Below are 12,904 nucleotides of genomic sequence, written 5' to 3'. Positions count from 1 at the left end.
AAGGGACATAATATTCCGGTTGTAATTTTTTTAGCGCATACTGAATGTCATCCATCATACATTTATTCTCTCCTTCATTTAGCGAGGCGCTTTTCTTAAGTTGTGCAGATGAAATCTCCTCACAAACTGTAAAGATCTCTCCAGACCTGGAATTCTTGCGGTAGCTGTTAATAAATGTGTTTCTTAAAATTGTGAAAAGCCAGCCCTTCATATTGGTTCCCTCCTCGTACAAGTCAGAATAACGAATGGCTTTCACCATAGTATCCTGCACAAGATCCCGGGCATCCTCATCATCTCTGGTAAAGGTTAGTGCAAAAGCATGCAGGCTTCCGCTAAAACTATTCAATTGCTGTGTAAAAAGAGTGGTTGCTTGTTTCATAATGTAGAAGATTTTATAAAAAAACTTAAGCAAAACACATACCAAAAAAATAATACAAATAACTGATTAACAAAACATTAAACAAAATAATCCCACAAGACATGTTTTGTTCAACATGCTCTATTGCAATTCTACTATATTTATGTAATTTGCCGCCTCTACCCGGCTTTCATTTTTATAAAGGTCTTTAACATCGTTTCGTTTTTGATAGGAAAATGTTTTCTATAAACTCGAATAGATAAAGATTGTTTGAATTATTTTTTCTTATGATTAATACATTTAGCCCAGAAATCAGGACAAAAGACAAGAAATTTGTTCGTAACTTTGGAAAAGATTAAAAATTCTTATGGCAGTATTACATAGAAAAGAAGAGAAAATAGAAGTTGTGCTTAGTAAACTTCCTAAAGATTATACAGACCAACAATTCGTTGAGAAGTTTATACAGCTGTATTCCAAGGATTGGGGCAAAATTAAGGCAAACTACATTAAACACTCTCAGGACAAAGAACCGGGAACGATTATAACAATGCCTAAGCCCGAAATTTATTTAAAACAAGTTTTAAAAGCATATCTGGAAAATCCAAAACAGGTATAAGCAATAAGCTTATACCTGTTCTTTATTGCTATTTTTCATATTCGAAGTTGACCATCCAATGGATACCAAATTTATCGGTAAACATCCCAAAATAAGCTCCCCAAAAAACTTTACCTAAGGGCATAGAAATTTGCCCACCTGCAGAAAGGCCATTAAACAGGTGATCGGCTTCTTGTTCACTATCTGGCTTAATTGCGATACTTAAATTATTTCCCTGTTGAACTGTGCCCATCGAAGCGGGCGTATCGCTCCCCATTAACACTGTATCTTTTCCAATAGGTAAAGCCACATGCATAATTTTTTGATTTTCTCCCTCTCCTGGTTGATAATCTTTTGGGACATCTCCAAAACGCATAAGCGTAAGGAATTCCCCGCCAAACACAGATTTGTAAAAATTAAATACCTCTTCACAATTATCTGTGAAAGTTAAATACGGATTCACTGCTGCCATAATATTCTGTTTTAAAGGTTAATGCTTGTTGATTTACACAAAAATACCATATTAAACATAAGAACCGGGGGTATTTTAAGACAAAAATAAGGGCAATTGTGACGGCCTACTTTTACAAATGCAAATTATACTTCAATATGCAGCAACCATTTCAATACTTGCTACGTACACGTAAATAGAAATGAAGATGAGTAAATAGGGCCGACCTTCTTTCTATAATCCCGTTTTACTCAATCGGAGTAATTGTGAAACAATTTTATTTGTTCATTATGAAAACTTATTTAAAAACACGGACCTACACCAAAATTGCTGTAGCCGGCATTTTTTTACTTCTGTTCTCTGCCTGTAAAAAGTATGACAACGCACCTGCTGCACCGACACGCCAAACCTATACGGCAAATGTGCAATTAAATGGAGCTAACGAAGTACCTGCGGTGACTACTACAGGTACAGGCACTGCCAACATCATTTATTATTCAGACACCAAAACAATAACTTATACACTCAACTGGCAGCTAGGATCAACTACAGCAACAACAACAGGCATGCACTTTCATGGATCAGATACCGGCGGCAATACCACCAGTTCCCCAATTGTGATAGAGATTACTGGCTTTACATCCGCCAGCTCAGGATCTCTTTCAGGTACAACAAGAGCATTAACAGACACTGAAGCTGCACAGCTTTTAGCTGGAAAATGGTATGTAAATATCCATAGCTCGACATTCCCAACTGGAGAAATGAGGGCAAATATCACACTTATGAACACCAGCACAGGCACTGGTAGCGGCAACGGCTATTAATTGCCTTTAATCTACAGATGGATCAACTCATTTGTACTGCAGTTGTACTGGCAGTTGATCCATCTGTTTATCCAGTGAATCAATGGTTATTTATGAAATAAAACTTTTTTTAGATTTCGGGGTTTTAAACAGACAACTACTTGATCAACAAATAACCCGAAAATTTTGAAATTCAAATCTCTGAAAATTTTATCTCTGATTTTATGCCTGTCCTGGAATGGTTACCTTTATAGTCAAAACCATGTTTCCCTTGATTCTTTAAAAAAGGATTCCTTACAAAGGGACAGTCTTAAAAAGCAAAAACCCGCAGACAGCACAAATACACAATATGATATTGCAGACCTGCTTCATCATATTTTGCACCCCAATAAAAAGCCAAATCTACAGCACAAAAAATCAGGAATTACACCCATGCCTAATTTTGCTTACAATCCGAGCATAGGCGCACAAATAGGTCTTAAAGCCGTTGCCGGACGTGTATTGGGGCATGAATCCAACACACTGATGTCTATTGCCGCTACCTCGGCCTCCATTACCACAAAAGGCATTATTTACTTTTATCTAAGCCATAATATCTATACGCCTGGGAACCGATGGAATTTTCAGGGAAGCCTTGTGGTTGCAAAAACAGTGACACCGGATTTTGGATTAGGTATTGGACGCGCAGCGACCGATAGCGAAGAAAACCTGATTTTAAGTGATCCCGGACGTAAAGGCTATGTACTCCATGCCCTCTACTATAACTTCAGAGAAAAAGTATACAAGCAAATTCTCGACAATCTTTTTGTGGGCGCAGGAGTTTCTTTCGATGTCAGAAGAAAGATTGAAAATAAAGCAGATACCAGCAATCTGACCCCTTATAATATCTACAGCGACAGATATGGATTTGACCGCAACCACTATTCCTCCAACGGACTTTTGTTTAACCTGCAGTATACCACCCGTGACAATCAAAACCGTGCCTATAAAGGTATGTATGCAGATGCGGGTTTCCGTGTCAATCAGACCTGGATGGGCAGTACCAAAAGTGCCGTACAATTCAATACGGACTTCCGAAAATACTGGAGCCTTTCCGAAAGAAATCCGGAACATGTCCTGGCCTTCTGGAATTGGGGTTCTTATCTGATCAGTGGTGCACTGCCTTACCTCGAACTGCCTGGTACAGGCAAAGATACGGGCTTCAGAAGCGGAAGAGGTTACACTGTAGGCTATTTTAAGGCCACAAAGTACTTCTATTCTGAACTGGAATACCGTTTTCCAATAACCAGGAACAAATTTCTTAGCGGGGTTACATTTTTCAATATCCAAACCGCAAATGATGATCTTGGAACAAAACTTTTCCAGCAGTGGCAACCTGGAGGAGGTGCAGGCTTACGTGTACTCTTCAATAAAGCAACCCGAACCAATCTGTGTCTGGACTATGCATTTGGCAATTACGGCGCACGTGGTTTCTTTCTGGGCTTAAACGAAGCTTTTTAATCAATCAGTATATGTAACTGCTTCAGCTGTTGAACCAAAGAATCCTTTGCACAGAGATGAATGCCATAATCAGGTGGTTCCAGTGTCTCCAGTTGAGATTTTAAAAGCAAAGGGTTAAAAAAATGTCCTTTTCTATTCGCTAAACGCTGCTCAAGCGTCTCAAAGTCTGCTTGTATAAACACCCATTTGATCGGTATGTTTTTATTTAAGCTTAATATTTGTCTGTACGACTCTTTCAAGGCAGAACAGGCCAGCACTGCTCCTCCCAATCCATTCCACAAAATGATATGCCGGGCCAGATCCTGGAGCCAGGGTGCTCTGTCTCTATCGTCCAGAGAAATTCCATTTTTCATTTTTTGAACATTGGATTCCGGATGAAAATCATCCGCATCATAAAAAGGAAGCTGCATTCTCTCCGCAAATAATTTGCCCAGCGTCGTCTTTCCGCAACCAGAAACCCCCATAAAAATATATATCATATAAACATATTCAAGATCAAAACCCCTATTAAACCGACAACAGACACAATAGTTTCCATTAAAGACCAGGACCTGATGGTATCGCGAATGCTCAGACCAAAATATTCCTTGAACATCCAGAAACCGGGATCGTTCAAGTGAGAAAACATCAGACTCCCCGCACCAGTAGCTAAAACCATCAATTCAGGGCTCACATGGGTAGACTGCATAATTGGAATCGCAATCCCCGCAGTAGTTAAACCGGCAACCGTCGCAGAGCCCAAAGCGACCCGTATCGCAGCGGCAATGAACCAAACCAGCAGCAGCGGCGAAAATGGCAAAGCCAAAGCCAGTTTCGATATATAATCCCCAATTCCACCATCTACAAGTACCTGCTTAAATGCACCTGCCGCGCCTATAATAAACAACAGCATTGTAATGCTTTTTAAGGCTTCTTCTGCCTGATCCATCAAGTCTTTCATCTTCTGCCCCCGCCTTATACCCATTGTATAAATGGCGAAAAAAGTAGAGATCAACAAAGCAATAACCGGATGGCCTATAAATGCAATAAAAGAACCCATCGCTGAACCTTTTTCCAATACAACCTGTGTAACTGTTGCCAGACCAATTAAAAAAACAGGAAGAAGACTCGTTATCAAACTGACACCGAAACCGGGCAGTTCATTTTCCGGGTAAAATTTGAGATTAAAAAGTCCCTTTGGCGGATCTGGTTTAATCTGTTTTAAGGTTCTGGAAAACAAAGGCCCGCCAATAACAATAGCCGGGACGCAAATCAGCCCACCATACATCATCGTCTTACCTATGTCTGCCTTATATAAAACAGCAATTGCAGTAGCGCCAGGATGTGGAGGCAGATAACCATGCGTAACCGAGAGTGCGGTGAGCAGAGGAATAGCCACATACAAAACAGACAAGCCCGTTGACGCACAAATCATAAATACAAAGGGGACCAACACCACAAATCCAACATTATAAAACAAAGGAATTCCAACCAGCAAACCCGTAATCACCATGGCCCACTGAAGATTCTTTACTCCAAAAAACCTAACCATATAAGTGGTGATCTGCTGTGCTGCCCCACCATTGGCCAACAATTTTCCAAGTACAGCACCCATCGCTAAAATTAAGGCCAATTGTCCAAGCGTACTACCTATGCCATCTTCTATAGATTTAACCACAGCAGTACCAGACATACCTTGCAGAAATCCGGCGGCTATAGAAGTGATGATCAGCGCAAATAAAGCATTGATCTTAAAGACAAGGATCAAACAAAGCAACAACAACACACTTCCTACAAGAATTGTTAACAGCATATTTTCCAGAATTTTAGACGTAAGGTAAATATTATGTTCAATTTTTTGTTCAACACCTTAACCAATTGTTATATATTTAAAAAATGTACCGTTACCATGATTAAGAAGAAAATCTCCATAAAAGATATTGCAAAACTGACAAACACCTCTATAACCACTGTATCTTTTGTGTTAAACGGCAAAGGCCGGATCAGTGCAGATATAAGAAAAAAAATACTCGATGTAGCCCTTGAAAATGGTTACGAACCTAACCGCATGGCAGTTGGATTGAGAACGGGAGAATCAAAAGTGATCGGCTTAATTGTAGAAACCATAAGTGGACCTTTTTTTGGAACAATGGCAAAAGTTATTGAATACGAAGCAGAAAAGGCCGGTTACGGTGTAGTGTATTGCAGCACGGACAATAATATTCAAAAAGGAAAGAATGTAATCAAAATGCTTTCCAATCAACTTGTCGACGGATACATCATTACTCCCATCAAAGGACTGGAGAAAGAAATACAAAAATTAATCAGCAATGAAAAACCCGTTGTATTAGTCGATAGTTACTTTCCGGGGATTGATATCCCCCATGTATTGGTTGACAATTACAACAGCGTCTATCAGGCCATTCAGTTCCTTGCCGACTCTGGGTATAAAAATATTGGATTTGTAACACCAGAGCTGGACCTTGTGCAGTTACAGGAGCGGCTAAAGGGTTACCATGCAGCGATAAAAGCAAATGGACTCACAGAAGATTCAGAAATGATCTTTAATTTGTCCTACAACAGTGAAAGAACGGAAGCCGTAGAAGCCGTCAAAGATTTTTTAACCAGGCAAACAAAATTGGATGCCGTTTTTTTTAGCACCAACTATCTGGGCATTATCGGTCTTCAAAGCATCAACGAACTTAAGCTAAAAATCCCTACAGATTTAGGGGTCATGAGTTTCGACGACAATGAATTATTTGAACTTTATCCTCCGGGAATCACTTCTGTAAAACAGCCAACTTACGAAATTGCAAAATCCGCTATTGATCTTTTGATGTCAAGTTTAAACGATCGTAATTTTGATGTTTCAAATATTAAACTTCAAATCCCGGCAGAAATCATCAAACGCGGATCTACGTCTAGCCTTACCTAGTGGTTTAGAGTGCTGATGCTTTTCATTTAATTCAAAAATTATTTTATAGATTTACTTTTAATCTTTAAAAAAAGGTTTTTTTTTACCACTTTTGATAAAACGTTTTATCAAACCTTCACCAGGAATACCATTTAAACCGCTACAACCCATAAAATGAAAAAAAAATTTTTACTAACCACCTGTCTGGCAATCGCATGCAGCTCCTTTGCTCACGCCCAATCTACTGAAGTTATTCAAAAAAAAGGTTACAAACTCACCTTCATCAACCAGGAGGCAAATCTTGATCAGCATCTAAAGAACAGACTGATTGAAACCTTTTTTACGGTCTATCCGAAGCTGGAAAAAGAGTACAATAAAAAAACAGCCAAAGACATTACATTTGTGATCGATACCGCTTACGATGGCGTAGCGGCAACGGCCAATGCAAGAGTGGTATACAGTTCAAAATATATGGCAAAACACCCTGGAGACATCGATGTGGTGACTCACGAAGTGATGCACATAGTACAGGATTATGGCAACAGCGGTGGTCCGGGCTGGCTAACTGAAGGCATCGCAGATTATGCCCGGTATAAATTCGGAGTAGACAACGCTGGAGCACACTGGGAGTTACCTGCATTTAAACCAACGCAACATTACAGTAATGCCTATCGTACTACAGCACGCTTTTTGGTATGGCTGGAAAAGAATGTAAAACCAGGTCTGGTCAAAATCCTCGACAAACAATTACGCGAACATACTTTTACTGATAACAGCTGGAAAAAAGAGACCGGTAAAACGGTAGATGAATTATGGACTGCTTATACAGCCCATCCTGAATTATCCTAATCAATATTCTATACACAGATGAACAAACTTCTCTTAGCCCTACTCTTAAGTCCTGTAATTTACGGACAGGCACAAGCTCAAAAGGCTGAAAAACTGGTACCCTACGTAAATCCAATCATTGGTACCCAACGCATGGGCCACGTGTATCCGGGTGCGACAGTGCCCTTCGGAATGGTGCAATTGAGCCCCGAAACGGATACGATCAGCTATGAGCTTAATGGCAAATACAATCCGGATGTATACAAGTATTGCGCAGGTTATCAATATGATGATAAAACCATCTGCGGTTTCAGCCATACCCATTTCAGTGGTACAGGACACTCCGATCTGGGCGATTTTTTAATTATGCCCATTACAGGCAAACTAAAACTCAATCCCGGTACAGCTGATCAGCCAGGCAGTGGATACCGCTCCCGTTTTTCTCACCAGAACGAGGTCAGCCAGGCAAATTACTACAAAGTAAAACTCGACGACCATAACATCACAGCAGAAATGACCACCAGTACCAGAGTAGGCTTTCATCAATATACCTTCCCAAAATCAGATCAGGCACACATTGTATTCGACCTGATGGCAGGGATATATAACTATGAGGATAAGAATATATGGACCTATCTCCGTATCCTCAATGACTCCACGGTAATAGGATACAGACAAACCAACGGTTGGGCAAGAACTAGAACCTTGTATTTTGCCATGCAGTTTAACAAACCTTTTGTTAAATCCGGCTACAAAAAATATGATAAAAAAGAAGTATACCGCGGCTTCTGGGGTAAATTTGGCCAAACTGAGAACTTCCCTGAAATAGCCGGTAAACAGATCAGAACTTATTTCGACTTTAAAACAGAAGAAGGTGAAAAGATCAAGATCAAATTTGCCATTTCACCTGTAAGCATGGCAGGTGCGATGAACAATATGCAGACAGAAATTCCAGGCTGGGATTTTGACAAGGTAAAAAATGACGGACAGGAACTCTGGGAAAGTCAATTGCACAAAATAGAGATCAGCGGAAATAAAGAAATCAAAGAGAACTTCTATACCTCTATGTACCACACCATGATCAATCCAACCGTTTATATGGATGTTGATGGGCAATACAAAGGTCTAGATCAAAACGTACACAAAGCCGAGGGTTTTACCAATTACACTACTTTTTCCCTCTGGGACACTTACCGCGCCCTGCATCCCCTGTTCAACATCATAGAACCAAAGCGCAATGCAGATATGGTCCAAAGCATGATGGCTCATTTTGATCAAAGCGCAGAACACATGCTGCCTGTATGGTCCAATTCCGGAAATGAAAACTGGTGTATGAGCGGTTACCATAGCGTAACCGTGTTGGCAGATGCCATTATCAAAGGAAACGTCAACCCAGGCCTCAACCTAAACAAAGCTTTAGATGCCTGCGTAGCCACAGCAAGAAAAAGAGATTATGAGGGCATAGGTGAATATATAGATAAGGGTTACATTCCGGATGAAAAAACAGGAATTTCTGTATCCAATACCCTGGAATACGCCTTTGACGACTGGGCTATAGCCCAACTCGCTAAAAAACTCAATAGGAACGACATCTACCTGGAATTCATCAAACGTTCTGAGAATTACAAAAACGTATTTGATAAAGCCTCCGGGTTTATGCGCCCAAGACTCAATGACGGTACATTTAGAAAAAACTTTGATCCCCTGAGCACCATTAACGAAGGATTTATCGAAGGCAACTCCTGGAACTATACCCTTTTTGCTCCCCAGGATCCCAAAGGACTGATCAAACTCATGGGTGGCAACAAGAAGTTCACAACTTACCTTGATTCTCTGTTTACCATGCACCTGCCAGATAAATATTTCGAGGAAACAGAAGACATCACCAGAGATGGGATTATTGGAAACTATGTACATGGCAACGAACCTTCGCACCATGTGGCCTATCTGTACAACTGGACAGACAAACCCTGGAAAACACAGGAAAGAATCCGAATGATCCTGCCTATTATGTACAAACCAACACCCGATGGTTTAGGTGGAAATGATGATACCGGACAAATGAGCGCCTGGTACATCTTCAGTTCACTGGGCTTCTATCCTGTTGCCCCTGGATCAGATCAATACGCTACCGGCAGCCCGGCAGTAGATGGTGCTACCATCAATCTCGAAAACGGGAAAACCTTTACCATACATGTACAGAACCAGGGCCAAAAAAATGTATATGTTCAAAAGATGGTATTAAACGGGAAAGTACTCACCAGCCCCTCCATCAGCCATTCCGATATCATGAATGGCGGAGAGCTCACCTTTTATATGGACAAGAAACACAAATAAATACCTGAACATTCTAGGCCTCCCTCAAAAAAGGGAGGCCTTTTACATTGCTGAAAATTAGCCTCTTAAAATACCAGATGTGGATAACCCCCTTCTTGTGCAAATCTATTCCAAACATTCTGCCTCTTGTGAACCTTATTGCTGTATAAAAACCAAACATATGCAACAAAAAGATACTTTACTCAGTGCAGATCTTCAACGTTTCATTGACAAATTTGAGCCGTCAAAATTCAAGACATTAACCCGCGGCATAGAGGTAAGGGGTACCAACAACCTTCATCAGAGTATTGCCGGGGCAAAAGAACTCATCGAGAGATTGAAACTTAACCTTTCTGTCCACCATACTGCTGAAATGGCTTTATATGGCAGTTTCGAGGTGCTAAGCCGACAAGCGACGTAATAAAACATAAAATACGGCCATGTTTCTAATGAAATTTAATCCCATTTTTTCATTAATTGCAGGTTGCATTCTGCTTGCTGTTTCCTTATATAAACTAAAGGATACCCTGGAATTCTTAGAAAAAAGCGATCGGGCACCTGGTGTCGTTACCCGGCTTGAAGAACTATCCGGAGGAGATACGGGCACAAGCTATTCTCCGGTTTTTAAAATAAAAACAAAAGACAACCAGGAATTCACTTATTTCCATACCTCTTCCACCAACCCTCCCAGCTGGGATATTGGAGAGCAGGCGATGTTCGTATACGATCCGCGAGATCCAAATTCTGCCCGAATGCTCACTTATTTCGGTGTTTTCAGCTGGACGATTGTATTCATGGGCTTTGGTGTATTCTTAATGACCATGGCAATAGGTCAATATTTGTTAGAGAATTACCTGCAAAAACGCCCGTTAAATTCGTAAAATATGATTTATATAGCCCTCCTCTTAGCCGGTATCTTGTTGCTGATCATTTCAGTCAATTCCATAAGGGCAAAAATCGCCTTTGTTAAAAATAGCGAACGGGTCGAAGGAAGAGTATCTGAATTAAAAGAAAACGTTCAGGATGGAGATACCTTATATCAGCCTGTTTTTGAATTCACCAGTATTCATCATGAAAAATTTCTTTACGTGCACCACGAATCCAGCGCTCCTTCCTCCTGGTCTGTTGGAGACCGCATGCCCCTGATCTATCCGCCTGGAAAACCAGAAGAAGCCAGACCAATGACCTATTTTTGGCTGTTTAACTGGATTATCCTACTCTTGGGTTTGGGAATGGCTTTAACCATTACCGGACTGGGGTATTTCCTGCTTCTGGGATACCTGAACACTTAATATATTCATAACATAGCCTAAGCTAAAAGCAAATCTGATCTGCTTAATTTCGCGGGGTGCATGTGCTAGTCATTCACTCAAACGTAAAATTTAGCTCTATATACATTTATGAAAAGAAGATCAGTACTTAAGAGTATTGGTGGTATTGGAGGCCTGCTACTGGCCCCATCGATCAGTTTTGGTTCATCATCGCATGAAAAAAAACCAGTACTTCGCATTGCCCATCTCACCGACATTCACCTTAAAAATCACCTGGATGCCCCAGCCAGGTATACCAAATGCCTTCACCACGTACAGCAGCAATCTCCAAAGGCCGACTTGATCCTGAACGGCGGTGATATCGTTTTTGATATGAACAAAGAACAGCTCAGTACCATTAACGACCAATGGAAACTGACCCATCATATCCTGCAACAAGAATGTAGTATCCCGGTAAAGTATTGCCTTGGCAATCATGATATTTGGTGGGATGAGAGCAACAAAGGCCAGGCTATTTACGGCAAACAATATGCAATGGACCAGCTGCACCTCTCCAATCCTTACTATAGTTTCAGCAAAAATGGTTGGAAATTTATCCTGCTCGACAGTGTGCACCTGGATATTGATGGTACCTGGTACATTGGAAAACTGGGCGACGCCCAGTTCAGCTGGTTGGAAAACGAATTAAAGAATACCCCTTCAAATGTGCCTGTGCTGATCATGTCGCATATTCCTATCTTAACGGCGACCCTAATGATAGAAGACGATATTGTAAACAAATGGCAAATGCTTGGTGGAGATATGCATACCGATACCGCCAAAATCATTAAACTTTTCTATCAGTATCCTAATGTAAAACTATGTCTCAGCGGCCATATACATCTGAGAGACAAAGTTGTTTATAACGGCGTAACCTATATCTGCAATGGCGCAGTAAGCGGAGCCTGGTGGAACGGGAATAAAAGAGAAACAGCTCCAGGCTATGGACTTCTGGACCTGTATGCTGACGGTACTTTTGATGAATCTTATGTGAATTACTAAAAAAAGTCCCGGTCTTTTTTGGACCGGGACTTTTTAAAAATACTGCAAACAAATCCTAATCTACAGGAATATCCTGCCCTGGAATATTTGTTTCCGGGTTCTTAGGTAATACCACTTTCAGTACGCCATCAGCATAACTGGCAGTTATATCGTCGGTCATCACCTTTCCATTTAAGGCAAAAGACCTTTCAAAAGCACCATTGCTGTACTCTCTTCTGCTGAATTTTGTTTCAGTCTGTTCATTTTCATCCGGAGTATAACTGATGGTTAACACATCGTCTTTGGTGGCTACTTTTAAATGTGCCTTAACCAAAGCGGGGGCAAAAAGATGTACCAGGAAACTATTTTCTGTTTCTTCAATGTTTGCGGGTACCCTTCTGGTATCCTGGCCAAACCAATCCTGTCCGTGACCTCTGAAGTGAGCTCCAAAAGGTCCGCCAAATCTTCCTCCTCTACGGCCGCAGCCTCTGTGCATTCTTGATGAATGATGTCTATGTTCGTTAAACATGTTTTCTTGTTTTAATTGTGATTTACTATGTTCATTTTAAAATCCAGCCGGTCTGGATACCCCTTTTGCACCGCCAATGCATTTAATCCGTAAAAAGTTACTCCTGCAACAAGCAGTGTCAATACTATTCTGAATGCTCTCATCATGACTAATCGTTAATATCAATATCCCTTACCAAACCTTTTTGTGCTACACCTGGTCTGTACCACTGATTGTCTATAGGTACAATCTTTTGATACCCGTTTCCATAATCGGCAAGCCTGTTTCTAAAGAATTCCCGTTTACGTTGTCTGAAGATGACAATCAGTGCAATTCCAAAAACCATTGCCGCCATTACAAA

General features: G+C 40.7%; 17 protein-coding genes. 10 read left to right on the top strand and 7 right to left on the bottom strand.

All coding sequences use genetic code 11. From position 1 onward, the window contains the following. Window positions 1-379, bottom strand: a 379-nt coding sequence (locus VNZ46_RS04310) for a sigma-70 family RNA polymerase sigma factor (protein ID WP_325558884.1), incomplete at its 3' end; no start/stop codon positions are given. Window positions 380-725: 346 nt separating this feature from the next. On the opposite strand from VNZ46_RS04310, the gene VNZ46_RS04305 reads away from it, so the two are divergent. Next, window positions 726-974 (top strand): hypothetical protein, encoded by a 249-nt coding sequence (locus tag VNZ46_RS04305; RefSeq protein ID WP_108554732.1) that lies wholly within the window; start codon window positions 726-728, stop codon window positions 972-974. Between the two features lie 28 nt (window positions 975-1,002). Here the strand turns inward: VNZ46_RS04305 and VNZ46_RS04300 are convergent, their stop codons facing one another. Next, window positions 1,003-1,425, bottom strand: coding sequence for a VOC family protein (locus tag VNZ46_RS04300; protein WP_325558883.1), 423 nt, complete (start codon window positions 1,423-1,425; stop codon window positions 1,003-1,005). Between the two features lie 269 nt (window positions 1,426-1,694). Between VNZ46_RS04300 and VNZ46_RS04295 the strand changes: the two genes are divergently transcribed. Further along, on the top strand, window positions 1,695-2,228 hold the full coding sequence (locus VNZ46_RS04295) for a CHRD domain-containing protein (RefSeq protein WP_325558881.1): 534 nt from the start codon (window positions 1,695-1,697) through the stop codon (window positions 2,226-2,228). A gap of 165 nt (window positions 2,229-2,393) precedes the next feature. Further along, window positions 2,394-3,707 (top strand): BamA/TamA family outer membrane protein, encoded by a 1,314-nt coding sequence (locus tag VNZ46_RS04290; protein ID WP_325558880.1) that lies wholly within the window; start codon window positions 2,394-2,396, stop codon window positions 3,705-3,707. On the opposite strand, the gene VNZ46_RS04285 is transcribed toward VNZ46_RS04290, so the two are convergent. Both VNZ46_RS04285 and VNZ46_RS04280 read right to left on the bottom strand, forming a co-directional pair. Continuing rightward, the gene (locus VNZ46_RS04285) at window positions 3,704-4,186 is read right to left on the bottom strand and encodes a gluconokinase (protein WP_325558879.1); all 483 of its coding nucleotides are present in this window, start codon (window positions 4,184-4,186) and stop codon (window positions 3,704-3,706) included. The two genes, VNZ46_RS04290 and VNZ46_RS04285, sit on opposite strands and share 4 nt — an antisense overlap. Next, window positions 4,183-5,499 (bottom strand): gluconate:H+ symporter, encoded by a 1,317-nt coding sequence (locus tag VNZ46_RS04280; RefSeq protein WP_325558877.1) that lies wholly within the window; start codon window positions 5,497-5,499, stop codon window positions 4,183-4,185. The genes VNZ46_RS04285 and VNZ46_RS04280 overlap by 4 nt, the downstream gene beginning before the upstream one ends. A gap of 96 nt (window positions 5,500-5,595) precedes the next feature. Between VNZ46_RS04280 and VNZ46_RS04275 the strand changes: the two genes are divergently transcribed. The 7 genes from VNZ46_RS04275 to VNZ46_RS04245 all read left to right on the top strand — a co-directional run bounded on the left by VNZ46_RS04275 (window position 5,596) and on the right by VNZ46_RS04245 (window position 12,056). Next, window positions 5,596-6,621: a LacI family DNA-binding transcriptional regulator gene (locus VNZ46_RS04275; RefSeq protein ID WP_325558876.1), complete on the top strand. Its 1,026-nt coding sequence runs from the start codon at window positions 5,596-5,598 to the stop codon at window positions 6,619-6,621. A gap of 153 nt (window positions 6,622-6,774) precedes the next feature. Then, entirely contained in the window at window positions 6,775-7,449 is a 675-nt protein-coding gene (locus tag VNZ46_RS04270; protein WP_325558875.1) for a basic secretory protein-like protein, read from the top strand. An 18-nt stretch (window positions 7,450-7,467) separates the two neighbouring features. After that, window positions 7,468-9,765 (top strand): GH92 family glycosyl hydrolase, encoded by a 2,298-nt coding sequence (locus tag VNZ46_RS04265; RefSeq protein ID WP_325558874.1) that lies wholly within the window; start codon window positions 7,468-7,470, stop codon window positions 9,763-9,765. A gap of 160 nt (window positions 9,766-9,925) precedes the next feature. Then, window positions 9,926-10,165: a hypothetical protein gene (locus VNZ46_RS04260; protein ID WP_325558873.1), complete on the top strand. Its 240-nt coding sequence runs from the start codon at window positions 9,926-9,928 to the stop codon at window positions 10,163-10,165. A 28-nt stretch (window positions 10,166-10,193) separates the two neighbouring features. After that, window positions 10,194-10,625: a DUF3592 domain-containing protein gene (locus VNZ46_RS04255; RefSeq protein WP_325558872.1), complete on the top strand. Its 432-nt coding sequence runs from the start codon at window positions 10,194-10,196 to the stop codon at window positions 10,623-10,625. A gap of 3 nt (window positions 10,626-10,628) precedes the next feature. Beyond that, window positions 10,629-11,036 carry a DUF3592 domain-containing protein gene (locus VNZ46_RS04250; RefSeq protein ID WP_325558871.1) on the top strand — a complete coding sequence of 136 codons (408 nt, stop codon included), beginning with the start codon at window positions 10,629-10,631 and terminating at the stop codon, window positions 11,034-11,036. A gap of 108 nt (window positions 11,037-11,144) precedes the next feature. Beyond that, window positions 11,145-12,056: a metallophosphoesterase family protein gene (locus VNZ46_RS04245; RefSeq protein WP_325558869.1), complete on the top strand. Its 912-nt coding sequence runs from the start codon at window positions 11,145-11,147 to the stop codon at window positions 12,054-12,056. Between the two features lie 55 nt (window positions 12,057-12,111). Here the strand turns inward: VNZ46_RS04245 and VNZ46_RS04240 are convergent, their stop codons facing one another. From VNZ46_RS04240 to VNZ46_RS04230, 3 genes are all read right to left on the bottom strand, one after another. Further along, complete coding sequence (locus VNZ46_RS04240) at window positions 12,112-12,564, bottom strand: Hsp20/alpha crystallin family protein (RefSeq protein WP_325558868.1); 453 nt, start codon at window positions 12,562-12,564, stop codon at window positions 12,112-12,114. Between the two features lie 11 nt (window positions 12,565-12,575). Next, window positions 12,576-12,710, bottom strand: coding sequence for a hypothetical protein (locus VNZ46_RS04235; RefSeq protein WP_325558867.1), 135 nt, complete (start codon window positions 12,708-12,710; stop codon window positions 12,576-12,578). A gap of 2 nt (window positions 12,711-12,712) precedes the next feature. Then, window positions 12,713-12,904, bottom strand: a 192-nt coding sequence (locus VNZ46_RS04230; protein WP_325558865.1) for a hypothetical protein, incomplete at its 5' end; no start/stop codon positions are given.

Source organism: Pedobacter sp., assembly GCF_035566355.1.
Taxonomy (GTDB): domain Bacteria; phylum Bacteroidota; class Bacteroidia; order Sphingobacteriales; family Sphingobacteriaceae; genus Pedobacter.
This window is presented reverse-complemented; position numbering and strand designations above follow the sequence as displayed.

Bases quoted from the DNA above. Each gene is read 5' to 3' on its own strand.
- VNZ46_RS04260 (WP_325558873.1), top strand. From the start codon at position 9,926: ATGCAACAAAAAGATACTTTACTCAGTGCAGATCTTCAACGTTTCATT.
- VNZ46_RS04295 (WP_325558881.1), top strand. From the start codon at position 1,695: ATGAAAACTTATTTAAAAACACGGACCTACACCAAAATTGCTGTAGCC.
- VNZ46_RS04245 (WP_325558869.1), top strand. From the start codon at position 11,145: ATGAAAAGAAGATCAGTACTTAAGAGTATTGGTGGTATTGGAGGCCTG.
- VNZ46_RS04275 (WP_325558876.1), top strand. From the start codon at position 5,596: ATGATTAAGAAGAAAATCTCCATAAAAGATATTGCAAAACTGACAAAC.
- VNZ46_RS04235 (WP_325558867.1), bottom strand. From the start codon at position 12,710: ATGATGAGAGCATTCAGAATAGTATTGACACTGCTTGTTGCAGGAGTA.
- VNZ46_RS04250 (WP_325558871.1), top strand. From the start codon at position 10,629: ATGATTTATATAGCCCTCCTCTTAGCCGGTATCTTGTTGCTGATCATT.
- VNZ46_RS04265 (WP_325558874.1), top strand. From the start codon at position 7,468: ATGAACAAACTTCTCTTAGCCCTACTCTTAAGTCCTGTAATTTACGGA.
- VNZ46_RS04280 (WP_325558877.1), bottom strand. From the start codon at position 5,499: ATGCTGTTAACAATTCTTGTAGGAAGTGTGTTGTTGTTGCTTTGTTTG.
- VNZ46_RS04305 (WP_108554732.1), top strand. From the start codon at position 726: ATGGCAGTATTACATAGAAAAGAAGAGAAAATAGAAGTTGTGCTTAGT.
- VNZ46_RS04240 (WP_325558868.1), bottom strand. From the start codon at position 12,564: ATGTTTAACGAACATAGACATCATTCATCAAGAATGCACAGAGGCTGC.
- VNZ46_RS04270 (WP_325558875.1), top strand. From the start codon at position 6,775: ATGAAAAAAAAATTTTTACTAACCACCTGTCTGGCAATCGCATGCAGC.
- VNZ46_RS04285 (WP_325558879.1), bottom strand. From the start codon at position 4,186: ATGATATATATTTTTATGGGGGTTTCTGGTTGCGGAAAGACGACGCTG.
- VNZ46_RS04255 (WP_325558872.1), top strand. From the start codon at position 10,194: ATGAAATTTAATCCCATTTTTTCATTAATTGCAGGTTGCATTCTGCTT.
- VNZ46_RS04300 (WP_325558883.1), bottom strand. From the start codon at position 1,425: ATGGCAGCAGTGAATCCGTATTTAACTTTCACAGATAATTGTGAAGAG.